This is a genomic window from Streptomyces marincola (genome assembly GCF_020410765.1).
Classification (GTDB): domain Bacteria; phylum Actinomycetota; class Actinomycetes; order Streptomycetales; family Streptomycetaceae; genus Streptomyces; species Streptomyces marincola.
This window is the reverse complement of sequence record NZ_CP084541.1, coordinates 3,433,322-3,454,301: the sequence shown is the minus strand read 5'-3', so window position 1 is coordinate 3,454,301 and position 20,980 is coordinate 3,433,322. Positions and strand designations below refer to the sequence as shown.

At 71.8% G+C, this 20,980-nt stretch carries 19 protein-coding genes and 2 tRNA genes; 13 read left to right on the top strand and 8 right to left on the bottom strand.

Translation table 11 applies throughout. The features are described 5' to 3' along the window. The first annotated feature begins 3 nt into the window (after positions 1-3). The 5 genes from LC193_RS14880 to pknB all read left to right on the top strand — a co-directional run bounded on the left by LC193_RS14880 (position 4) and on the right by pknB (position 7,205). Entirely contained in the window at positions 4-501 is a 498-nt protein-coding gene (locus tag LC193_RS14880; RefSeq protein WP_226074650.1) for an FHA domain-containing protein FhaB/FipA, read from the top strand. A 39-nt stretch (positions 502-540) separates the two neighbouring features. Then, complete coding sequence (locus LC193_RS14875; protein WP_226074649.1) at positions 541-1,989, top strand: PP2C family protein-serine/threonine phosphatase; 1,449 nt, start codon at positions 541-543, stop codon at positions 1,987-1,989. A gap of 68 nt (positions 1,990-2,057) precedes the next feature. Beyond that, entirely contained in the window at positions 2,058-3,458 is a 1,401-nt protein-coding gene (locus tag LC193_RS14870) for an FtsW/RodA/SpoVE family cell cycle protein (RefSeq protein ID WP_226074648.1), read from the top strand. Next, positions 3,455-4,927, top strand: coding sequence for a peptidoglycan D,D-transpeptidase FtsI family protein (locus LC193_RS14865; RefSeq protein ID WP_226074647.1), 1,473 nt, complete (start codon positions 3,455-3,457; stop codon positions 4,925-4,927). Before LC193_RS14870 ends, LC193_RS14865 begins: the two co-directional genes overlap by 4 nt. 223 nt (positions 4,928-5,150) lie before the next feature. Beyond that, complete coding sequence (gene pknB / locus LC193_RS14860) at positions 5,151-7,205, top strand: Stk1 family PASTA domain-containing Ser/Thr kinase (protein ID WP_226074646.1); 2,055 nt, start codon at positions 5,151-5,153, stop codon at positions 7,203-7,205. 70 nt (positions 7,206-7,275) lie between these two features. Here the strand turns inward: pknB and LC193_RS14855 are convergent, their stop codons facing one another. Then, positions 7,276-7,812, bottom strand: a complete 537-nt coding sequence (locus tag LC193_RS14855; protein WP_226074645.1) for a DUF5324 family protein — start codon at positions 7,810-7,812, stop codon at positions 7,276-7,278. A 183-nt stretch (positions 7,813-7,995) separates the two neighbouring features. On the opposite strand from LC193_RS14855, the gene LC193_RS14850 reads away from it, so the two are divergent. Continuing rightward, positions 7,996-8,529 carry a peptidylprolyl isomerase gene (locus tag LC193_RS14850; RefSeq protein WP_226074643.1) on the top strand — a complete coding sequence of 178 codons (534 nt, stop codon included), beginning with the start codon at positions 7,996-7,998 and terminating at the stop codon, positions 8,527-8,529. A 139-nt stretch (positions 8,530-8,668) separates the two neighbouring features. Continuing rightward, entirely contained in the window at positions 8,669-9,550 is an 882-nt protein-coding gene (locus LC193_RS14845) for a rhomboid family intramembrane serine protease (RefSeq protein WP_226074641.1), read from the top strand. Between the two features lie 251 nt (positions 9,551-9,801). Here LC193_RS14845 and crgA read toward each other — a convergent pair whose 3' ends face one another. Further along, entirely contained in the window at positions 9,802-10,065 is a 264-nt protein-coding gene (gene crgA, locus LC193_RS14840; RefSeq protein ID WP_226074639.1) for a cell division protein CrgA, read from the bottom strand. A gap of 109 nt (positions 10,066-10,174) precedes the next feature. Between crgA and LC193_RS14835 the strand changes: the two genes are divergently transcribed. The 5 genes from LC193_RS14835 (at position 10,175) to LC193_RS14815 (ending at position 14,270) form a co-directional block, all read left to right on the top strand. After that, entirely contained in the window at positions 10,175-10,921 is a 747-nt protein-coding gene (locus tag LC193_RS14835) for a DUF881 domain-containing protein (protein ID WP_226074637.1), read from the top strand. Between the two features lie 131 nt (positions 10,922-11,052). Beyond that, entirely contained in the window at positions 11,053-11,232 is a 180-nt protein-coding gene (locus LC193_RS14830) for a hypothetical protein (RefSeq protein WP_086159593.1), read from the top strand. After that, on the top strand, positions 11,229-11,885 hold the full coding sequence (locus tag LC193_RS14825; protein ID WP_226074636.1) for an aminodeoxychorismate/anthranilate synthase component II: 657 nt from the start codon (positions 11,229-11,231) through the stop codon (positions 11,883-11,885). Before LC193_RS14830 ends, LC193_RS14825 begins: the two co-directional genes overlap by 4 nt. Then, positions 11,882-13,363 (top strand): class E sortase, encoded by a 1,482-nt coding sequence (locus tag LC193_RS14820; RefSeq protein WP_226074634.1) that lies wholly within the window; start codon positions 11,882-11,884, stop codon positions 13,361-13,363. Before LC193_RS14825 ends, LC193_RS14820 begins: the two co-directional genes overlap by 4 nt. Beyond that, positions 13,347-14,270 (top strand): class E sortase, encoded by a 924-nt coding sequence (locus LC193_RS14815; RefSeq protein WP_226074632.1) that lies wholly within the window; start codon positions 13,347-13,349, stop codon positions 14,268-14,270. Before LC193_RS14820 ends, LC193_RS14815 begins: the two co-directional genes overlap by 17 nt. An 87-nt stretch (positions 14,271-14,357) precedes the next feature. On the opposite strand, the gene LC193_RS14810 is transcribed toward LC193_RS14815, so the two are convergent. After that, the gene (locus LC193_RS14810) at positions 14,358-15,134 is read right to left on the bottom strand and encodes an FHA domain-containing protein (protein ID WP_226074631.1); all 777 of its coding nucleotides are present in this window, start codon (positions 15,132-15,134) and stop codon (positions 14,358-14,360) included. Positions 15,135-15,546: 412 nt separating this feature from the next. Then, positions 15,547-15,619: transfer RNA gene (locus LC193_RS14805), tRNA-Ala, on the bottom strand. Positions 15,620-15,765: 146 nt separating this feature from the next. On the opposite strand from LC193_RS14805, the gene LC193_RS14800 reads away from it, so the two are divergent. Then, on the top strand, positions 15,766-16,326 hold the full coding sequence (locus tag LC193_RS14800; protein ID WP_086159598.1) for a helix-turn-helix domain-containing protein: 561 nt from the start codon (positions 15,766-15,768) through the stop codon (positions 16,324-16,326). Between the two features lie 136 nt (positions 16,327-16,462). Here the strand turns inward: LC193_RS14800 and LC193_RS14795 are convergent, their stop codons facing one another. From LC193_RS14795 to gyrA, 4 genes are all read right to left on the bottom strand, one after another. After that, positions 16,463-16,600: a DLW-39 family protein gene (locus tag LC193_RS14795; protein ID WP_176582914.1), complete on the bottom strand. Its 138-nt coding sequence runs from the start codon at positions 16,598-16,600 to the stop codon at positions 16,463-16,465. A gap of 860 nt (positions 16,601-17,460) precedes the next feature. Next, positions 17,461-17,534 (bottom strand) — tRNA-Ile (locus tag LC193_RS14790). A gap of 49 nt (positions 17,535-17,583) precedes the next feature. Next, positions 17,584-18,198: a DUF3566 domain-containing protein gene (locus tag LC193_RS14785; RefSeq protein WP_318842159.1), complete on the bottom strand. Its 615-nt coding sequence runs from the start codon at positions 18,196-18,198 to the stop codon at positions 17,584-17,586. 165 nt (positions 18,199-18,363) lie between these two features. Next, positions 18,364-20,937 (bottom strand): DNA gyrase subunit A, encoded by a 2,574-nt coding sequence (gene gyrA / locus LC193_RS14780; RefSeq protein ID WP_226074629.1) that lies wholly within the window; start codon positions 20,935-20,937, stop codon positions 18,364-18,366. Between the last annotated feature and the right edge of the window lie 43 nt (positions 20,938-20,980).

The following is a 20,980-nucleotide window of genomic DNA, read 5'->3' as shown; positions in this document are numbered from 1 at the left end:
GCAATGTCAGAGCTGACCCTGACGGTCATGAGGCTGGGGTTCCTGGCCGTCCTGTGGCTTTTCGTGATCGTCGCCGTCCAGGTGATCCGCAGCGACCTGTTCGGCACCCGGGTCACCCAGCGCACCGCCGCCAGGCGTGCCGAGCCGGCCCCGCAGCAGCCGCGCCGCCAGCAGCAGCCGCAGCAGCGCGGCCGGCAGCGCCGCGGCGCCCCCACCAAGCTCGTGATCACCGAGGGCTCCCTCGCCGGCACCACTGTCGCCCTCCAGGGACAGACGATTACGCTCGGCCGGGCGCACGACTCGACGATCGTGCTGGACGACGACTACGCCTCGGGCCGGCACGCCAGGATCTACCCCGACCGGGACGGCCAGTGGATCGTCGAGGACCTCGGGTCGACCAACGGCACCTACCTGGACCGTGGCCGGCTGACCACCCCGACCCCGATCCCGCCCGGCACGCCGGTCCGCATCGGCAAGACGGTCATCGAGTTGCGGAAGTAGGCCGACCACTATGACGACCGGAGGGTGGGAGAGGCGCGCATGAGCCTGTCACTGAGATTCGCCGCGGGTTCCCACACCGGCATGATCCGCGACCACAACGAGGACTCCGGCTACGCGGGCCCGCGCCTGCTCGCCATCGCCGACGGCATGGGCGGGCAGGCCGCGGGCGAGGTCGCCAGCTCGGAAGTGATCTCGACCATCGTCCAGCTCGACGACGACATCCCCGGCTCCGACGTCCTCACCTCGCTCGACCACTCCGTCCAGCGCGCCAACGACCAGTTGCGCGCCATGGTCAACGACGACCCGCGCCTGGACGGCATGGGCACCACCCTGACCGCGCTGCTGTGGACCGGCCAGCGGCTCGGCCTCGTCCACGTCGGTGACTCCCGCGCCTACCTGCTGCGCGACGGCGAGCTGACGCAGATCACGCAGGACCACACGTGGGTGCAGCGGCTGGTCGACGAGGGCAGGATCACCGAGGAGGAGGCCACCACGCACCCGCAGCGCTCGCTGCTGATGCGGGCCCTCGGCAGCGCCGACCACATCGACGCCGACCTGTCGATCCGCGAGGTCCGCGTCGGCGACCGCTACCTGCTGTGCTCCGACGGCCTCTCCGGCGTCGTCAGCCACGAGACGCTGCGCGACACCCTGAACGCGTTCGCGCCGCCCGAGGACACCGTGCGCGAGCTGATCGAGCTCGCGCTGCGCGGCGGCGGCCCCGACAACATCACGTGCATCGTGGCCGACGTCCTCGACGTCGACACCCAGCAGAGCGACACGCTCGCCCGCCAGCTGTACGACGCGCCCCAGGTCGTCGGCGCCGTCGCGGAGACGCAGAACCAGCGCTTCGGGGACAAGCAGACCCCGGCCTCGCGCGCCGCGGAGCTGGGCCGTTCCGCGCCCCAGACCGACCGGGGCGGCGGCGGGGCGACCGGCGCCACGGACCCGCCCACCGGCGTCTTCGGCTCGTTCGCCGACGACGAGTACGTGCCCGCGCGCGCCCCGCGGCACCGCGCGCTGAAGCGGACCGCGCTGATCGCCCTCGCGCTCGTCGTCGTCGGCGGCGGCCTGTACGGGGGCTACCGCTGGACCCAGACCCAGTACTACATCGCGGCCAACGGCGACCACGTCGCCCTCTACCGGGGCGTCAGCCAGAACCTGGGGCCGCTGAGCCTGCACAGCGTCGAGGACGACCACCCCGACATCAGGCTCGAACACCTGCCGCAGTATCAGCGCAGCCAGGTCGAGAACGCCATCACGGCCGGCAGTCTCGGCGAGGCCCGCGACAGCATCGCGGAGCTGGCCGAGCAAGCCGAGGCGTGCCGCCTCCTCGCGGCGGAGCAGGACGGGCAGAACGGAGAGCAGAACGGTCAGGAGCCGGGCAACGGCGAGGACGGCAAGGGCGGTGGCGCGGACTCCGGCAGCAACCCGGACGCCCCCACGATGACCGACCGGCAGCGCGAGCTGGCCGGGCAGTGCACACGCTAGGCCGTGTCGTCACGACCTGACACCGCGTGCGCGCCGATGACCACCGACGACCCAGCAGAGACCAGGGCATGAGCAGCACCAGCAACACCACTGTCTCCACCGGCGGGCTTCCGAGCCGCCGGAACACCGAGCTGGCGATGCTCGTGTTCGCCGTGCTCATCCCCGTGTTCGCCTACGCCAACGTCGGCCTGGCGAAGGACGGTTCCCTGCCCGCGGGCATGCTCGGCTACGGCCTCGGCCTCGGCCTGATGGCCGGTGTCGCGCACCTCGTGGTCCGCAGGTGGGCGCCCTACGCGGACCCGTTGATGCTCCCGATCGCCACCCTGCTGAACGGCATGGGCCTGGTGCTCATCTGGCGCCTCGACCAGGAGCCGCAGATCACCACGCCCTCGCTCGGCGGCCCGATGGCGGCGGACCAGCTGATCTGGTCGACGGTCGGCGTCGCCCTGTTCCTCGGCGTGCTGATCTTCCTGAAGGACCACCGCATCCTCCAGCGCTACACCTACATCTCCATGGTGGTGGCGCTGGTCCTGCTGGCCTCCCCGATCTTCATCGGCGAGGAGATCAACGGCGCGCGCATCTGGGTGCAGATCCCGGGCGTCGGCTCCCTCCAGCCGGCCGAGTTCGCCAAGATCATCATCGCGGTGTTCTTCGCCGGCTACCTGATGGTCAAGCGCGACGCCCTGGCCCTGGCCAGCCGCCGCGTCATGGGCGTCTACCTGCCGCGCGGCCGTGACATGGGGCCCATCCTCGTCATCTGGGCGATCAGCCTGATGATCCTGATCTTCGAGACCGACCTCGGCACCTCGCTGCTGTTCTTCGGGATCTTCGTCGTCATGCTGTACGTCGCCACCGAGCGCACCAGCTGGATCATCTTCGGCCTGCTGCTGTCCGCGAGCGGCGCCGTGCTCGTCGCGAGCACCAACGCGCACGTCGGGGACCGCGTGCACAACTGGCTGAACCCGCTGGAGCGAGGGGCCAACGACGGCGTCACCGAGACCGCGAACGTCATGTTCTCCTTCGGCTCGGGTGGCCTGTTCGGCTCCGGGCTCGGCCAGGGCTACTCGCGGCTCATCGGCGGCATCGGCGCCAAGAGCGACTACATCCTCGCCACCGTCGGCGAGGAGTTGGGCCTGGCCGGCACAATGGCGATCATCCTGCTGTACGCGCTGCTCATCCAGCGCGGGATGCGCACCGCGCTCGCCGCCCGCGACCCGTTCGGCAAGCTGCTGGCCGTCGGCCTGGCCGGCATCTTCGCGATCCAGATCTTCGTCGTCGCCGGCGGTGTCACCGGCCTCATCCCGCTCACCGGCATGACGATGCCGTTCCTGGCCCAGGGCGGTTCCTCCGTCATCGCCAACTGGGCCCTTATCGCGCTCCTACTGCGCATCAGTGACACTGCCAGGAGGCCCGCCCCGGCCCCGGCCCCCAACCCCGACGCGGAGCAGACTCAGGTGGTCCGAGCATGAACAAACCGATGCGGCGGGTTTCCGTCTTCTGCGGCCTCCTCATCCTGGCCCTGCTGGTGCGCGTCAACTGGGTGCAGTTCGTGCAGGCCGACGAGTTGCAGAACCACGCGGACAACCGCAGGGTCACCATCGAGCGGTACTCGCACCCGCGCGGCGACATCATCGTGGACGGCGAGCCGATCACCGGCTCCCGGGAGACCGACAACCCGGACTTCCGCTACGAGCGCACGTTCACCGACGGCGAGATGTGGGCGCCGGTCACCGGGTACTCCTCGCAGGGGTTCGGCGCCAGCATGCTGGAGGGCGTGCACGACTCGATCCTCACCGGCGACGACGACCGGCTCTTCTTCAACAACACGGTCGACATGTTCACCGGCGAGGACCAGCGCGGCGGCAACGTCATCACCACGCTGAACGCCGACGCGCAGCGCGCCGCGTTCGAGGGCCTGGGCGACGCCAAGGGCGCGGTGGCCGCGGTGAACCCGGAGACCGGCGAGGTCCTGGCGCTGGCCTCCACGCCGTCCTACGACCCGGGCACCATCTCCGGCACCGGCAACGAGGCCGGCGAGGCCTGGCTGGCGTACGAGAACGCCGAGGACGACCCCAGGGTCAACCGGGCGCTGCGCGAGACCTACCCGCCGGGCTCCACGTTCAAGGTGCTCACGGCCGCCGCCGCCCTGGAGCACGGCCTGGTCGAGGACGTGGACACCGAGACCGAGACGCCCTCCCCCTACTACCTGCCCGAGACCGACCAGGTCGAGCTGCCGAACGACGCCGACCCGGGCAACTTCTGCGAGGACGCCACCGTCCGCACGGCGATCCGGTACTCGTGCAACAGCGTGTTCGCCAAGCTCAGCGACGAGGTCGGCAACGAGCAGATGATCGAGATGGCGGAGGAGTTCGGCTTCAACGAGGAGCACTTCGTCCCCATCAGGACCGCGATGAGCTCCTACCCCGAGGACAACCGGCCGCAGAACGCCCAGGCCGGCATCGGCCAGGCGTCCAACCGGGCCACCCCGCTCCAGATGGCCATGGTCGCCTCCGCCATCGCCAACGACGGCACGCTGATGCGGCCCTACATGGTGGACCAGCTCGTCGCGCCCAACCTCAACGTGATCGAGCAGCACGACCCCGAGGAGATGAGCCAGCCGGTCTCCCCCGAGAACGCCCAGATGCTCCAGTCCGCCATGGAGACCATGGTCGAGGAGAGCGTCATCGACGTGAGCGGGCTCGGGGACGTCCGCGTCGGCGGCAAGACCGGCACCGCGCAGCACGGCGAGAACAACGAGGAAACGCCCTACGCCTGGTTCATCTCCTACGCCATGACCGACGAGGGCTCGCCCGTCGCCGTCGCCGTCGTCGTCGAGGACGCCAACGTGGCGCGCGAGGACGTCTCAGGCAGCGGCCTGGCCGCCCCGATCGCCGTCGACGTGATGGAGGCCGTTCTCAATGGCGAGAACGCCGGATGACCCCGTTCCCGGTCTGAGCAACCGCCGGCCGGGCACCGCACGTCCTCCACACGACCGCAAGTTCTTCGCGGCCGTGGTACAGGGCGATACCGGTTGGGTATCGGCCCGTCGCCGCGGTCGGGCGGGTCATCACCGGCAGGTACCGTAAGCCAGGGCTTGGACCCCTGGCGCCCCGGGCCCACCGGGACATGCGGCCCGGGACCGAACGGAGAGGGCTGGAATCATGGAAGAGCCGCGTCGCCTCGGCGGGCGGTACGAACTGGGCCGGGTGCTCGGGCGCGGTGGGATGGCCGAGGTCTATCTCGCCCACGACACACGCCTCGGCCGTACCGTGGCCGTCAAGACGCTCCGTGTCGACCTGGCCCGCGACCCCACGTTCCAGGCCCGCTTCCGGCGGGAGGCGCAGTCCGCCGCCTCGCTGAACCACCCCGCGATCGTCGCCGTGTACGACACCGGCGAGGACTACGTCGACGGCATCTCCATCCCGTACATCGTGATGGAGTGCGTCGAGGGCTCGACGCTGCGCGAGCTGCTGCACTCGGGCCGCAAGCTGCTGCCCGAGCGGGCCATGGAGATGTGCATCGGCATCCTCCAGGCGCTTGAGTACTCGCACCGCAACGGCATCGTCCACCGGGACATCAAGCCCGCGAACGTCATGCTCACCCGCACCGGCCAGGTCAAGGTGATGGACTTCGGCATCGCCCGCGCCATGGGCGACTCCGGCATGACGATGACGCAGACGTCCGCCGTCATCGGCACCGCCCAGTACCTCTCGCCCGAGCAGGCCAAGGGCGAGACGGTCGACGCGCGCTCCGACCTCTACTCCACCGGCTGCCTGCTGTACGAGCTGCTGACGGTCCGGCCGCCGTTCATCGGCGACTCCCCGGTCGCCGTCGCCTACCAGCACGTGCGCGAGGAGCCGCAGCCGCCGAGCGTGTTCGACCCGGAGATCACGCCCGACACCGACGCCATCGTGCTGAAGGCGCTGGTCAAGGACCCGGACTACCGCTACCAGAGCGCCGACGAGATGCGCGCCGACATCGAGGCGGCCCTCGACGGCCGCCCGGTCGGCGCCGCCGCGGGGCTCGGCGCGGCGGGGCTCGGCGCGGCTCCCTACGGCTACGACGACCGGCCCACCACGGCGCTGCGCGCGGCCGACCCGGCGACCACGATGATGCCGCCGGCGAACGACCCCGACTACGACGACTACGGCGGGCGCGGCGACCGGCGCAGGCGCAACCGGAACACCTCGACGATCCTGCTGGTGCTCGCCGGCGTCCTGGTGCTGATCGGCGCCGTGTTCATCGGCCGCGCGCTGTTCGCGAGCGATCCGCCCGCGGGGGACAAGACGGTGCCCGACATCACGGGTGTCTCGCTCGAAGAGGCGCGTTCCCAGTTGGAGAACGACGGCCTCGTGCCCGAGGAGGGCGCGAGCGAGCCGTGCGCGGAGGAGGCGGACACCGTGTGCCGCACCGAGCCCGCGGCCGGCGAGGAGGTCGAGCGCGAGTCCGTCGTCACGATCATCATGTCCGAGGGCCCCGCGCCGGTAGAGGTGCCCGACGTGGTCGGCGACAGCTTCGAGGACGCCGAGGCGGAGCTTGAGGAGCTGGGCTTCGAGGTCGAGCGCGAGGACGAGCAGACCGGGGACGCCGAGCCGGGCACGGTGCTCGGCCAGGACCCGGAGGGCGGCGAGGAGGCCGAGCCCGAGTCGGTGATCACGCTGACCGTGGCCGCCGAGCCGGACGGCGTGGAGGTCGCGGACGTGGTCGGCGACCCCATCGAGCAGGCCACCGCGACGCTTGAGGCGGCCGGGTTCGTCGTCACCACGCAGAACCAGGTGGACGACTCGCGGCCCGTCGGCCAGGTCATCCTCCAGCAGCCGAACGCGGGCACCACCGCCGAGCCCGGCACCGTGGTGACCCTCACCGTCGTGGAGCACTCGCAGCCCTCGCCGCAGGTCACCATTCCCGGCAACCTGAACGGCCAGCCGCTGGTCATGGTGCGACCGCAGCTGGAAGGGCTCGGCCTGACGGTCAGCGTCGAGGGGCCCGACTCGGGGACCGCCATCGTCGTGAGCACAGAACCGGGCGGCGGCGCCCAGGTGCCGCCGAACAGCACCGTCACCGTCCGCACCGAGGAGCTGGGCGGAGGACCGGGCGGCGAGAACGGCGGCAACGGCGGCGGCCCGGGCGGGAACGGCGGGAACGGCGGGAACGGCGGCGACGAGGGCGGACCGTTCGGCGACATCCTCGGCGGCAGGGGCAGGGGGGACGACTGACGTCGTCCGGCCCCCAGGACCACCGCACCACCACGGCGGGGTGATTCCCGCGGACGCGAGTCCGCGGGAATCACCCCGCGGTGCTTTGCTCCGACTCCTGCTCGGGCACCGCCCTGCTGTCCTCCCGGTCCGCCGACGCCGCGGACTCGCCCGGGGCGATCTCGGTGGCCGGGGAGGGCTCCATCAGCCAGTCGGGGTTGGTCTGGCTGCTCCACCACCGCCACACGGCGAACGTGCCGCCCGCCACCAGCGTCAGCAGCCCCACGCGCCTGACCGCCCGTCCGGCGCGCATCCGGCGCTCGCGCTTGCGCACGGCGCGGGCGATCTCGCCCGGCGAGATGTCGCCGCGCAGCGCGGCGAGCGCCGCGGCGGACCGCGCCGCCGCCTGGTCCTTCGCCGGTCCCGCCGCGGCCTTGGCCAGGGCCACGCGCGGAACGACCTGCTCGGCGTAGCGCGCCCTGGCCTCCGCGGCGGCCCGGCGGGCGCGCGGCGCGAGGTAGGTGCCGGCCCTGTGGGCGTACCGCACAGCGTTGTCCTTGGCCGTCACGGCGTACGGCGTCACCATGTCCGTGGCGTGCCGCACCCCCGACTTCCCGTTGTGGCTCACTGATTACTCCTTGTTCGCGCTCTTGATGGCCATTGCTCGCTGCCCATTCGTCTTGTCCACTTGTGCGCAAATCATGCCGGGTGGGACGAAGCGAGGCACGCGAAACGGCCATCCGGGGGCGAGGCGTGTCGCCGGCGCATGGCAGGATCGGGGAACGTCACTGACGTAGACGGAAGGTACATCGTGGCCGAGCAGCTCTATGCCACCCTGAAGACCAACCGAGGCGACATCGAGGTCCGGCTCTTCCCGAACCACGCCCCGAAGACGGTCAAGAACTTCGTCGAGCTCGCCGAGGGCTCGCGCGAGTGGACCCACCCGGCCACCGGCAACCGCTCCGCCGAGAAGCTGTACGACGGCACGGTCTTCCACCGTGTGATCAGCGGCTTCATGATCCAGGGCGGAGACCCGCTGGGCAACGGCACCGGCGGCCCCGGGTACAAGTTCGAGGACGAGATCCACCCGGACCTGGCGTTCACCCGGCCCTACCTGCTGGCGATGGCGAACGCGGGCCCCGGCACCAACGGCTCGCAGTTCTTCATCACGGTCGCCCCGACCACCTGGCTCACCGGCAAGCACACCATCTTCGGCGAGGTCACCTCGCCCGCCGGGCAGCAGGTCGTGGACGCCATCGCGAACACGGCGACGGACGGCCGCACCGACCGCCCGGTCGAGGACGTCGTCATCGAGTCGGTCGTCATCGAGACCCGCGAGGGCTGAGACCGCACGGGAACCTTTCCGGCCCCCCGTCCGTAGGATGCTGGGGGCCGGAAGGGACCGGCAGGCCGGCACACGCACGTAGCGCGGCCGTGGCGCGCCCCGCGCGGGGCACGTGCGGGAGGCGCGCGGAAGGGAAACCATGGCGGAGCCGTACGGACAGGCGCGGCCGGACCCGGGCCTGGCCCACTGCTACCGGCATCCCGACCGCGAGACCGGCATCCGCTGCGCGCGGTGCGACCGGCCCATCTGCCCGTCCTGCATGGTCTCCGCGCCCGTGGGCTACCAGTGCCCCGAGTGCGTGCGGGGCGCGGCTGCCACCGCGCGCGCCACCCGGCCGCGCACCATCGCGGGCGGCAGTGTGGCCGCCGACCCGCGGCTGGTCACCATGATCCTGCTCGGCGTCAACGTGGCGGTGTTCATCGCCGTACTGGGCGCCGGGCGGTCGATGGTCATCGACCTCGGCATGCTGGGCCACGCGATCGCCCCCGGCGCGTTCTCCTGGATCGGCGTCGCGGACGGCGAGTGGTACCGGCTGCTGACCTCGGCGTTCCTGCACGAGGAGATCTGGCACCTCGGGTTCAACATGCTGGGGCTCTGGTTCCTCGGCCCGCCCCTCGAAGCGGCCCTGGGGCGCGCGCGCTTCCTCGCCCTGTACCTGATCTCGGCGCTGGCCGGCAGCACGCTGTCCTACCTGCTGGCCGAGCAGAACCAGCTGTCGCTCGGCGCGTCCGGCGCGATCTTCGGGCTGTTCGGCGCGACGGCGGTGCTCGTGCGGCGCCTGCGCCAGGACTTCCGGCCCATCGCGATCCTGCTCGCGATCAACCTGGTGATCACCTTCACCTGGTCGAACATCGCGTGGCAGGCCCACATCGGCGGCCTGATCGCCGGCGCGGCCATCGCCTTCGGCATGGTGAACGCGCCCCGCGCACGCAGAACGCTCGTGCAGACCGCGACCTGCGCCGCGGTCCTGCTGGTCATCGCGGTGGCCTGTGCGGTCAGGACCGCGCAGCTGCTCGGCTGACCGCCGGGCGGCGGGCGGACGGGCGCGCGGACCGCGTTCGGAAACCGAAGTTATCCACAGCGGAAGGGCCCGCGGGCGCGAGCTGTGGAAAACCGGTGCGCCACCCCGCCCCCGGGCACGTTTCCCCAGGCGAACAGGGGTGCGAGGCGACCCGGGAACCGGATGGACGTTCCCGCGCTCGCACAGTTATCCACAGATCTTGTGATGGTCGACCGGGCTGTGGACAACGCGTGCGGCCCCGGCGCGAACCGTCACTTCCACTGCGTGGAGACGACGAACCCCACGGCGATGAACCCGAAGCCGACCACGATGTTCCAGTCGCCGAGCGACTCCACCGGCAGATCCGCCTGGGTCACGTAGTACAGCACGATCCAGGCGAGACCGATGACGAACATCGCGAGCATCAGGGGCGCCACCCACCGGCGGCCCGACGTCATGGAGATCTTCGTCGTCTGCCCCTTCTCCGGGGGCGTGAACGTGTCGTCCTTCTTCTTGCGGATCCGTGACTTCGGCACGAGTGGCTCTCCTGTCGATGCGCTGCCTGATCGCGCCGGACAGCGCGTAACCAATGGATCGTCCGTTAGCGTAGTGCTTCCTCGGCCGATTAAGGAGACCAGGGGTACGGTGAGGATCGGACGCCCCCGGCCGGCGCGTCTCGGCACGACCGCCGTGTTCGCACTCGCCGGGCTCATATTCTGGCTCAGCTTCACGGTCTCGGGCGGAAACAACATCCGCACCGACGACTCGCTGCTCCACATGTCCGACCTCATCCGCGAGCGCGCCCGGCAGAACGAGTCCCTGGAATCCGCCACGGCCGCGCTGCGCGAGGACATCGCCGGCCTCACCGCGGAGAGCGAGCGCGAGGAGCCGGGCGCCCCCGACCGGCGGCGCGGGCTCGAACAGCTCACCGGGGCCGCCGTCCTGGCCGACCTCACCGGCGGCGGGCTCACCGTCACCCTCACCGACGCCCCGCCCGACGCCGTTCCGCTGCTGCCCGACGTTCCCGAGCCCTCGCCGAACGACCTCGTCATCCACCAGCAGGACCTCCAGGCCGTCGTCAACGCCCTGTGGGCGGGCGGCGCCTCCGGCGTGCAGGTCATGGACCAGCGGCTGGTCTCCACCAGCGCCGTCCGCTGCGTGGGCAACACCCTCATCCTCCAGGGCCGCCTGTACTCGCCGCCCTACACCGTCACCGCCGTCGGCGACCGCGACCGGCTGCGCGCCGCGCTCGACGCCTCCCCCGAGATCGCCAACTACCGGCAGTACGTGCGGGCCTACGGCCTCGGCTGGCAGGTCGACGCGCACGAGTCCGTGACCCTCCCCGCGTACGGCGGCAGCGTCGCGCTCCGGCACGCGCGCCCCGTCGAATGAACGCCCCGCGCCCGGCGGCCCCTCGAAAGAGGGTGAATACCTCGTACCCCTCCGGCGTGTCACCCGAGCGTCGTACGCTTGGGGCACGCGGCGTCAGCTGACGCGTCGGACGAAGGGTGTAAGCAGCGACCATGTACGGGTGGATCTGGCGTCACCTGCCGGGCAACGTGCTGGTGCGGGCACTGATCTCCCTGGGGCTCGTGCTCGGAGTGGTGTACCTCCTCTTCCAGTACATCTTCCCCTGGGCCGAGCCCATGCTCCCGTTCAACGACGTGACGGTGGACGACGGAGGGGAGGAGACAGGCCCATGAGGCCCACGCGCATCCTTGTCGTCGACAACTACGACAGCTTCGTCTACAACCTCGTCCAGTACCTCTACCAACTGGGCGCCGAGTGCGAGGTGCGGCGCAACGACGCGGTGCGCACGGACGACGTCGCCGGGGGCGGCTTCGCCGGCGTCCTGCTGTCCCCGGGACCCGGCACGCCGGAGAGCGCGGGCGTCAGCATCGACATGGTGCGGCACTGCGCGGCGACCGGAACGCCCGTCTTCGGCGTCTGCCTCGGCATGCAGGCGATGGCGGTGGCCTACGGCGGCGTCGTGAGCCGCGCCCCCGAGCTGCTGCACGGCAAGACCTCGGAGGTGACGCACGAGGAGCGCGGCGTCTTCGAGGGCCTGCCCGTGCCGCTGACGGTGACCCGGTACCACTCGCTGGCGGCCGAGGAGGCGACCCTCCCGGACGAGCTGAAGATCACCGCGCGCGCCGGCGGCGTGCTGATGGGCCTGCGGCATCGCGAACATGCCGTTGAGGGCGTGCAGTTCCACCCCGAGTCGGTCCTGACCAGAGGCGGCCACCGCATGCTGGCCAACTGGCTCGCACGCTGCGGCGACACCGGCGCCGTCGCCCGCTCGCACGGCCTCGCGCCGGTGGTGGGGCACGCCGGCCGGCAGGGACCGGCGGCGTGACCACCGGGCGCCCGGCCGAGGGCGCGGGGTGGGGACACGAGGGCGACGGGTACGGCGGCCCCGAACCGTACGGCTCCGAGCCGTACCGCCCCGACGCGTACGGCCCCGGTCCCACCGGCCCCGACTCGTACGGTCCCGAGCGGTACGGTCCCGACTCCACCGGTCATGACCCGTACGGCCACGGCCCCTCGGGCGTATACGAAGGTCAGGACGCGTACCTGGCGGCGGTCGGCGCCCTCGACGACCCGCTGAACGACCCGCTGCCGGGCGGCCACCACCGCCAGGGCCAGGCCGGCCCGCCCCCGGCCGACGCCTACGCCCACCCCTCCGGTGCGCACGGCCCCTGGCTCCCCGGCGCGAACGGCGGCCCGCCGGGCGGCGGCCCTGACCACGACCCGGCGACCGTGGGGCTGCGCCGCCCGGACGGCCTCGGCTCCCGCACCGGCCCGCCGCCGCCCGGCGATGACCACGGCACGTTCCCGCCGCCCGCCGCCTCCGACACCGACGCCCCCGCCGCCGTCCCCGGCGGCCGGGCCGCGAGGCGGCGCGCGGCGGCGGCCGGCGGGGCCGCCTCGACTGCCACCGACGCCGCCGCCTCCGACACCGACGCCCCCGCCGCCGTCCCCGGCGGCCGGGCGGCGCGGCGCCGCGCGGCGGCGGCCGGCGGCGCGGGGACCGGGCCCTCGGGCCCGGCCGGGTCGGGCCCGGCCGGGGCGGAGCCGGCGGCCGGCGGGGGCCGGGCGGCCCGGCGCAAGGCGGCCAAGGCCGCCGCCAAGGCCGCGAAGCAGACCGGCACCGCGATCAGCAACGTCATCGGCGAGCTGTTCATCACCACGGGCGCGCTGCTGCTCCTCTTCGTCGCGTACCAGCTCTGGTGGACGAACGTGGAGGCCAGGGCGCACGCCAGCGGCGAGGCCGACCGGCTCACGGAGCAGTGGGAGGGCAACGGCGGCGCGGACGAGGGCGAGGACCGCGAGCCCGGCGTGTTCTCGCCCGGAGAGGGGTTCGCGATCCTCTCCATTCCGGACCTCGACGTGCGCGTTCCGATCGCGGAAACGGTCAACCCGGAGAACGTTCTGGACAAGGGCATGGTCGGGCACTACTCGGCCGAGGACCGGCTGCCCACGGCGATGCCCTGGGACAGCGAGGGCAACTTCGGCATCGCCGGGCACCGCAACACCCACGCGGAGCCGTTCCGTTACATCAACCGCCTGGAGCCCGGCGACCCCATCGTCGTCGAGACCGAGGACACCTACTACACGTACGCGATGGCCAGCCGCCTCGACTCGACCGAGCCCTCCAACACGGCCGTGCTCGACCCCATCCCCGAGCAGGGCGGGTTCACCGAGCCGGGCCGCTACATCACCCTCACCACCTGCACCCCCGAGTTCACCTCCACGTACCGTCTGATTGTGTGGGGGGAACTGGTGGAAGAACGTCCGCGCAGCGAAGGGAAGCCGGATGCCCTCGTCAACTGAGCGGAGCGCACCGGCGACACCGCGGGACGAAGAGAACGCGCCCGACGCGGCGCCCGACGAGCACGCCCGGGAGGAGACGGCCGCGGGGGAGACACCGGAGGAGACGGCCGCGGGGGAGACTCCGGAGAAGGCAGCCGCGGAGGAGACGGCCGCGGAGGAGCCCGAGGAGGCGGCTCCCCGGCCGAAGGCCCCCGCGCGCCGCAGGCGGCTGGCCATGGCGGTCAGCGTGTTCGGCGAACTCCTCATCACCGCGGGCGTCGTCCTCGGCCTCTTCGTCGCCTACTCCCTGTGGTGGACCAACGTCGTCGCGAACCAGGAGGCGGCCCGCGACGGCGACGCCGTGCGCGAGCACTGGGCGGCGGGCGCGGACGACGACGGCGACGACCGCACCGCGCCCGCGACGTACGACCCCGAGGACGGCATCGGCTTCCTGCACGTGCCGACCATGTCGGACGACGACATCCTCGTGAAGGAGGGCATCGACCTCGACACCCTCAACGGCGGCGTCGCCGGCTACTACGACGAACCCGTCGAGTCCGCGATGCCCTGGGACGACGAGGGCAACTTCTCGCTCGCCGCGCACCGCGACGGCCACGGCGCGAAGTTCCACGACATCCAGCGCATCGAAGAGGGCGACCCGATCGTCTTCGAGACGGCCAACACCTGGTACATCTACCGCGCCTACGCGATCCTCCCCGAGACCTCGAAGTACAACATCGAGGTGCTCGACCCCGTCCCCGCGGAGTCCGGGGCGACCGAGGCCGGCCGCTACATCACGCTCACCACCTGCACCCCGCTCTACACCTCGCGGCACCGCTACATCGTGTGGGGCGAGCTGGAACGCACCGAGCGCATCGACGAGAACCGCACGCCGCCCCGCGAGCTGCTCGACGCGGACAACGGCTGACCGCGCGGAACGGCCGGGCCGCCGCGCTCCCCCGCGGCCCGGCGGCCCGTTCCCTCAACGGCCCGGCGGCCCGTTCCCGCGCCGCGCTCAGTCGCCGAACACCCCGTCGAGCGCCGCGAGATCCGGCGGCACCAGCGTGGTGGACATCATCAGCTCCCGGATCAGGTTGTCGTTCAGCGCGTTGCCCACCGGCTGCTGCACCTCCGCCTCGACGAGGCCGAACACCCCGGCCCGCGACAGCCGTTCCCGCACCCGGGCGACCATGTGCGCGAGCACGGGAACGGTCCACCCGCCGGCCGGCCTGAGCGCCTGGAGCTGCGCCGCCGCCTGCTTCCAGGTCAACGGCTGCGGGCACGCCTCGTGCAGCAGGTACCGCTGGCCGAGCACGGTCAGCGCGAGGCGTTCGTCCGGGGAGAGCGGCCAGGTCCTCGGCGGCCGGGTGGGGTCGTCGGGACGCGTCGGCCGCTCGTCGGCGTCCGCGCCCGACACGAAGAGTTCGAGCAGGTGCTCCCGGCCGCTCGACCCGCGCACGAACAGCGGCGTGTACCCCTCGCCGAGCGGCACCGGCTCCTCGTCGGTGAACAGCAGCAGCGATCCCGGCAGCCGCAGCGGCAGCCGGCCGGTGTTCCGCAGCCACCACCGCTCGGCCCGGTGCAGCACCACGCCCTGCCTGCGGCTGACGCGCCCGTCGTCCTCGCCTACGCACACGTGGACGTCGTCGCGGTTGCGGCCGAACACGATCTCGCGGCCCTCGCCCGGCCGGAGCCTGAAGTCACCGCCGAGGGAGCGCAGATGGATGGTGCCGCGGGGCGCGGGCGGCACTCCGAGGGCCAGGCTGGCCCGGTCGGGCGGTACGGATGCCATGGGACACCGGCCTTTCTGAACGACGTGCCGCTGCGGGCTGGCCCGGCCTCGGGTCCGCCCTCATGGTCCCGCGACCCGCCCGGGACCGGTCGCGAGGAGTGCCGCGGCCTCTTCGAGCAGGCCGCTCGCGGTCGCGCGCACGCGCCAGCCGCACGCCGATCGCGGCCGCCCGCCGCCACGCCTCGCCGCCGCCACGCCTCGCCCTGGCCGCCCTCGTCGAAGCGCTCGGCCGGGACGTGGCGGCCGCCGGCCATGTCGCCGATGCTCACACGACCCGTCGTACCAGCGCTCACCCTCCGGCATCCAGCGAATGCACAGAATGACCACAACAGGAACGCGGTCGGAAGAAGACAGAAGGAAGAGAAACCAAACACGTCGCCGCCCGGCAGAACCGGGCGGCGACGCGGCGGGGTGGAGCCTAGGAGAGTCGAACTCCTGACATCCGCCATGCAAAGACGGCGCTCTACCAACTGAGCTAAGGCCCCGCGGCCCCTCAAGGCGGGCCGGAGTCAAGGTTACCCAATCTTCCCGCGGGATACCGACCGGGTATCGCCCCGAGTACGGGTCCCTCCGTAGGATGACGCGCAACTTCGCTCAGGTGAAGCGATCAGGGGAGAACAGGGGAGACAGGATGGACGCAGCTCAACAGGAGTCCACCGAAAAGGCCAGAGAACAACAGACGACGTGGTACGGAGAGCCGCTCGGCTCCCTGTTCCGCCGGCTCATCGCCGACCTGGGGCTCAACCAGGCGCGGCTGGCTGTCGTTCTCGGCCTTTCGGCGCCGATGCTGTCCCAGTTGATGAGTGGTCAGCGGGCGAAGATCGGCAACCCGGCGGTCGTTCAGCGTGTCCGTTCGTTGCAGGATCTGGCCGGGGAGGTCAGGGCGGGCCGCGTCAGCGCCGCCGAGGCCACCGCGGCCATGGAAGAGATCCGGCGCACGTCAGGGGGAAACGTGCTCAGTGCCGGCTCGACGCCGACCAGGACGGGGTCGAGCGGCGTGCCGGCGAATCCGACCAAGCGCGTGGTCCGTGAGATCCAGGCCCTGCTGCGGTCGGTGTCCGACGCCACCGAGATCCAGAGCGCCGCCCGGATGCTCACGGACAGCCACCCGGAACTGGCGGAATTCCTCCGGGTGTACGGCGTGGCAAGGACCCGGGAGGCCGTCGAGCACTACGAGAGCCACCAGGGCTGAGCGCCTGGGGCAACTCCCGGAAATTCGCGTGTGCACACGAAAAAGCCCCGGGCCCCCGCACCGTCGCACGCGGTCGGGGACCCGGGGCGCGCGCGTCCCTCACGTGCCGCGCGCCGCGAGTCGTACGTGTCCGGGGTCAGGAGCCCGTGGAGCCGGACGGCACGGAGTCGGTCGCCTCCGTCCACAGGTCCTGCTCGGCCTTGTCCGCCTGGATCTGGCGGTACACGAGGAGGCCGCCGATTGCGGCCAGGGCGACCAGGAGGAGCTTCTTCACCGCGCTACCTCGTCCTTCTTGAACGTGATCGGACCATCTGGCGCCCGATGATACCCAACGGCCAGAACGCGCAAAGGGCTCGGTGCGGGCGCGTGACTTCTCGCCGACGGCGAACAGCGTGCCGCGTGCGGAACTCCATCCCCGGTCGCTCCCCGTTTTCCCGACCGGATTTTCCTTGATAGCCGGGGACTTTGTGACCCCGTGTGCCCGGGTGGCGGCCCAACGGAATTACCGGTCGCGATCACCGGCCACGCGGTTCCCCGGCGCGGAGAGCGACGTGCCGCGGCGCCGCGGCGGGCCGCCGTCCGCGGGCCGCGCGAGTGCCGCGGCGGGCCCGGCGGAAAAACGCGCCCGCGCGCGAAAACCGGCCGCGGACGGCCCGCGATCCGGCGCATCCCGCGACGTGGGACCGAGGCGTTTTCCCCCGGTGTTCGAGGGCGTTCCGCGCGGGTATTCCCGCCGCCGGTTCTCGGCGGTTCCCTGCGCTTCCCACCGCGCGCGCCGTCCGTTCCGCAAGCGGACGGCGCGCCGTGCCGAAGCGGATTTCCCGCCGTGCTCGCGGCACGTTCCGCCGCGCTGCCCGCGCGGCCGGAAAGCGCGTCCGCGGCGCCCGTGCCCGAGCCCCGCGGCCCGTGCCCGCCCGCGCTCCTCCGGGCCCCGGGGAGGCGCCCGGATGCCCCCGGAGGACGGGAGGGGCGGGGCACCCGGCGCACGGCCGTGTGCGCGGCTGCAAGGGCTGCGGAACGCCCCCCGCGACCGGGGCGCCGGCGCGGCGAGCCGTTCCGCGCCGGCGCCCGGTTCGGCCCGCCCGCGGACGCAGAACGGCCCTGGTCCGATGACCAGGGCCGTTGTGCGCGATGTGGGGCTAACAGGACTTGAACCTGTGGCCTCATCCTTATCAGGGATGCGCTCTAACCATCTGAGCTATAGCCCCGCGCGGTGCACGGAAAGGCTAGCGCATGTGCACCCCGACGCCCAAATCGCTACTCGTCCTCCGCCAGCGTCACTTCGACGCCGCCCACGAAACCGGCCGAGAGGTTGTACAGGAACGCGCCCAGCGTGGCCAGCGCGGTCGCCAGCACCACGTCGATCAGCGCGATCACGGACGTGAACAGCATCACGCGCGACAGCGACAGGAAGGCCACCAGGTCGAAGCCGCTGTCGGTGTCCGTCTCGGTGGCCTCGGAGACCGTGTCCCCGATCGTCGAGAAGACCCCCATCGCGTCCATGACCATCCACAGCACGCCGACGGCGATGACCGTGCAGATCCCCAGGGCGATGGACAGCAGGAAGCTGACCTTCATCACCGACCACGGGTCCGCCTTGGCCACCCGGAGCCGCGCCTTGCGGGTCCTCGGGACCGTACGCGCGTCCGTGCGGGGCCTGCGGACCGTCGCCTGCCCCTGGACCCCGTGCGCGTCCTGCGGGGCTCCTGCGGCCTGCTGTGCCGCGCGGGGCTGGTGCTGCTGCTGGCCGACCGACGGGGTACCGCCGGGCGGGGCCGGGTACGCCTGCGGGGGGCGGTAGTGCTGCTGCGCGTCCTTGGCCGAGCCGCCCTGGCCCTGCGCGTAAGGATCCACGGGTCGTGCGCTGGTCATCGTGGTCCCCCCACGAGTCGAGTCCTCAGAAGATTTCTTCCGGGCGCGGGTGCGCCCCGAAGCCGTGCCGGAGGGGCCCGCGGTCGGCGGGCCAGAAGCAGAACGGTCCGCGGGCCGTTCGTCGTTCCCCGAGCCGCCCGCGGGGGCGCCCCTTCCGCTCACGCGCTACTCCTCATCGCCCGCGGCCTGCGCCGCCTCTCCGGGCGACTCGGCCTCGACTTCCTCGGCCTCACGGCCGGCCTCGGCGTTGCGGGCGATGCCGACGACGGCGTCCCGCTTCCCCAAGTTGATCAACTGGACGCCCATGGTGTCACGGCCGGTCTCCCTGACCTCGTTGACCCGCGTGCGGATCACTCCGCCGCCCAGGGTGATGGCCAGGATCTCGTCCGTGCTCTCCACGACCAGCGCGCCGACCAGCGAACCGCGGTCCTCCACGATCTTCGCGGCCTTGATCCCGAGGCCGCCGCGGCCCTGCACACGGTACTCGTCGACCGGCGTCCGCTTGGCGTACCCGCCGTCCGTGGCGGTAAACACGAACGTTCCCGTCCGCACCACGTTCATCGACAGCAGCTCGTCGCCCTCGCGGAAGCTCATGCCCTTCACGCCCGAGGTGGCCCGGCCCATCGGCCGCAACGAGTCGTCGGTCGCGGTGAACCTGATCGACTGCGCCTTCTTGCTGATCAGCAGCAGGTCGTCGTCGGGCGACACCAGTTCCGCCCCGATCAGCTCGTCGTCGCGGCCGTCCTCCATCTGGCGCAGGTTGATCGCGATGACACCGCCCGAGCGCGGCGAGTCGTAGTCCTTCAGCGCCGTCTTCTTCACCAGCCCGGACTTCGTCGCCAGCACCAGGTACGGCGCCGCCTCGTAGTCCCGGATCGCCAGGATCTCCGCGATCTGCTCGTCCGGCTGGAACGCCAGCAGGTTGGCCACGTGCTGACCGCGCGCGTCGCGCCCCGCGTCGGGCAGCTCGTACGCCTTGGCGCGGTAGACCCGCCCCTTGTTGGTGAAGAACAGCAGCCAGTGGTGCGTGGTGGAGACGAAGAAGTGGTCGACGATGTCGTCCTCGCGCAGCTTCGTGCCGCGCACGCCCTTGCCGCCGCGCTTCTGCGCCCGGTAGTCGTCCGTCCTGGTCCGCTTGACGTAGCCGCCCCGCGTGATCGTGACGACGATGTCCTCCTCGGCGATCAGGTCCTCGATGGACATGTCGCCCTCGAACGGGATCAGCGTCGTCCGCCGGTCGTTGCCGAACTTGTCGACGATCGCGGCCAGTTCCTCGGAGATGATGCCGCGCTGCCGCTCCGGGGAGGCGAGGATCGCGTTGTACTCCTCGATCCTGGCCTGGAGGTCGTCGTGCTCCGCGGTGATCTTCTGCCGCTCCAGCGCGGCCAGCCGGCGCAGCTGCATCTCCAGGATCGCGTTGGCCTGGATCTCGTCGATCGACAGCAGCCTGATCAGGCCCCCGCGCGCCACGTCGACGGTGGCGCTGCGCCGGATGAGCGCGATGACCTCGTCGATGTTGTCGAGCGCCGCGAGCAGGCCGCGCAGGATGTGCGCGCGCTCCTCGGCCTTCCGCAGCCGGTAGCGGGTGCGGCGGACGATGACGTCGATCTGGTGCGCGACCCAGTTGCGGATGAACGCGTCGAGCGACAGCGTGCGCGGCACTCCGTCGACGAGCGCCAGCATGTTGGCGCCGAAGTTCGTCTGGAGGTCGGTGTGCTTGTACAGGTTGTTCAGCACGACCTTGGCGACGGCGTCCCGCTTGAGGACGATCACCAGGCGCTGCCCGGTGCGCGATGACGTCTCGTCCCGGACGTCGGCGATGCCGCTGACCCGGCCGTCCTTGACCAGTTCCGCGATCTTCTGAGCGAGGTTGTCCGGGTTGACCTGGTAGGGGAGTTCGGTGACGACCAGGCACTGCCGGCCCTGGATCTCCTCGACCTCCACGACCGCGCGCATCGCGATCGAGCCGCGGCCGGTGCGGTACGCCTCCTCGATGCCGCTGCGGCCGACGATGAGGGCGCCGGTGGGGAAGTCGGGGCCCTTGATGCGCTCGATCAGCGCTTCCAGCAGCTCGTCCGGCGTGGCCTCCGGGTGTTCGAGGCACCACTGGGCACCGGCGGCGACCTCCCGCAGGTTGTGCGGCGGGATGTTCGTCGCCATGCCGACGGCGATGCCGGCCGAGCCGTTGATCAGCAGGTTCGGGATGCGCGCGGGCAGGACGGTCGGCTCCTGGTTCCGCCCGTCGTAGTTGTCCTGGAAGTCGACGGTCTCCTCGTCGATGTCCCGCAGCATCTCCATGGCGAGCGGCGCCATGCGGCACTCGGTGTACCGCATCGCGGCGGCCGGGTCGTTGCCGGGGGAGCCGAAGTTCCCGTTGGAGTCGACCAGCGGCATCCGCATCGCCCACGGCTGCGCGAGGCGCACCAGCGCGTCGTAGATCGAGGTGTCGCCGTGCGGGTGGTACGTGCCCATGACGTCGCCGACGACGCGCGCGCACTTGTAGTAGCCGCGCTCCGGCCGGTACCCGCCGTCGTACATCGCGTACAGCACGCGGCGGTGCACGGGCTTGAGCCCGTCCCGCACGTCGGGCAGCGCGCGCGACACGATCACGCTCATCGCGTAGTCGAGATAGGAGCGCTGCATCTCCGTCTCAAGCGTGACCGGCTCGATGCGCAGCGCGCCGGCCGCTTCGGCGCGCGATTCCTCGCCGGTGGAGGTGGTGGGGTTGTCGTCGGCCATGAGTGACGTCCGAGTCCTTTCGAGCAGGGTGGGGTGACCGGGT

Excerpts from the sequence above, each read along its gene's own strand:
- LC193_RS14815 (WP_226074632.1), top strand. The coding sequence starts at position 13,347 with ATGCCCTCGTCAACTGAGCGGAGCGCACCGGCGACACCGCGGGACGAA.
- LC193_RS14800 (WP_086159598.1), top strand. The coding sequence starts at position 15,766 with ATGGACGCAGCTCAACAGGAGTCCACCGAAAAGGCCAGAGAACAACAG.
- gyrA (WP_226074629.1), bottom strand. The coding sequence starts at position 20,937 with ATGGCCGACGACAACCCCACCACCTCCACCGGCGAGGAATCGCGCGCC.
- LC193_RS14830 (WP_086159593.1), top strand. The coding sequence starts at position 11,053 with ATGTACGGGTGGATCTGGCGTCACCTGCCGGGCAACGTGCTGGTGCGG.
- LC193_RS14785 (WP_318842159.1), bottom strand. The coding sequence starts at position 18,198 with ATGACCAGCGCACGACCCGTGGATCCTTACGCGCAGGGCCAGGGCGGC.
- LC193_RS14825 (WP_226074636.1), top strand. The coding sequence starts at position 11,229 with ATGAGGCCCACGCGCATCCTTGTCGTCGACAACTACGACAGCTTCGTC.
- LC193_RS14875 (WP_226074649.1), top strand. The coding sequence starts at position 541 with ATGAGCCTGTCACTGAGATTCGCCGCGGGTTCCCACACCGGCATGATC.
- LC193_RS14810 (WP_226074631.1), bottom strand. The coding sequence starts at position 15,134 with ATGGCATCCGTACCGCCCGACCGGGCCAGCCTGGCCCTCGGAGTGCCG.
- pknB (WP_226074646.1), top strand. The coding sequence starts at position 5,151 with ATGGAAGAGCCGCGTCGCCTCGGCGGGCGGTACGAACTGGGCCGGGTG.
- LC193_RS14845 (WP_226074641.1), top strand. The coding sequence starts at position 8,669 with ATGGCGGAGCCGTACGGACAGGCGCGGCCGGACCCGGGCCTGGCCCAC.
- LC193_RS14880 (WP_226074650.1), top strand. The coding sequence starts at position 4 with ATGTCAGAGCTGACCCTGACGGTCATGAGGCTGGGGTTCCTGGCCGTC.
- LC193_RS14865 (WP_226074647.1), top strand. The coding sequence starts at position 3,455 with ATGAACAAACCGATGCGGCGGGTTTCCGTCTTCTGCGGCCTCCTCATC.
- LC193_RS14870 (WP_226074648.1), top strand. The coding sequence starts at position 2,058 with ATGAGCAGCACCAGCAACACCACTGTCTCCACCGGCGGGCTTCCGAGC.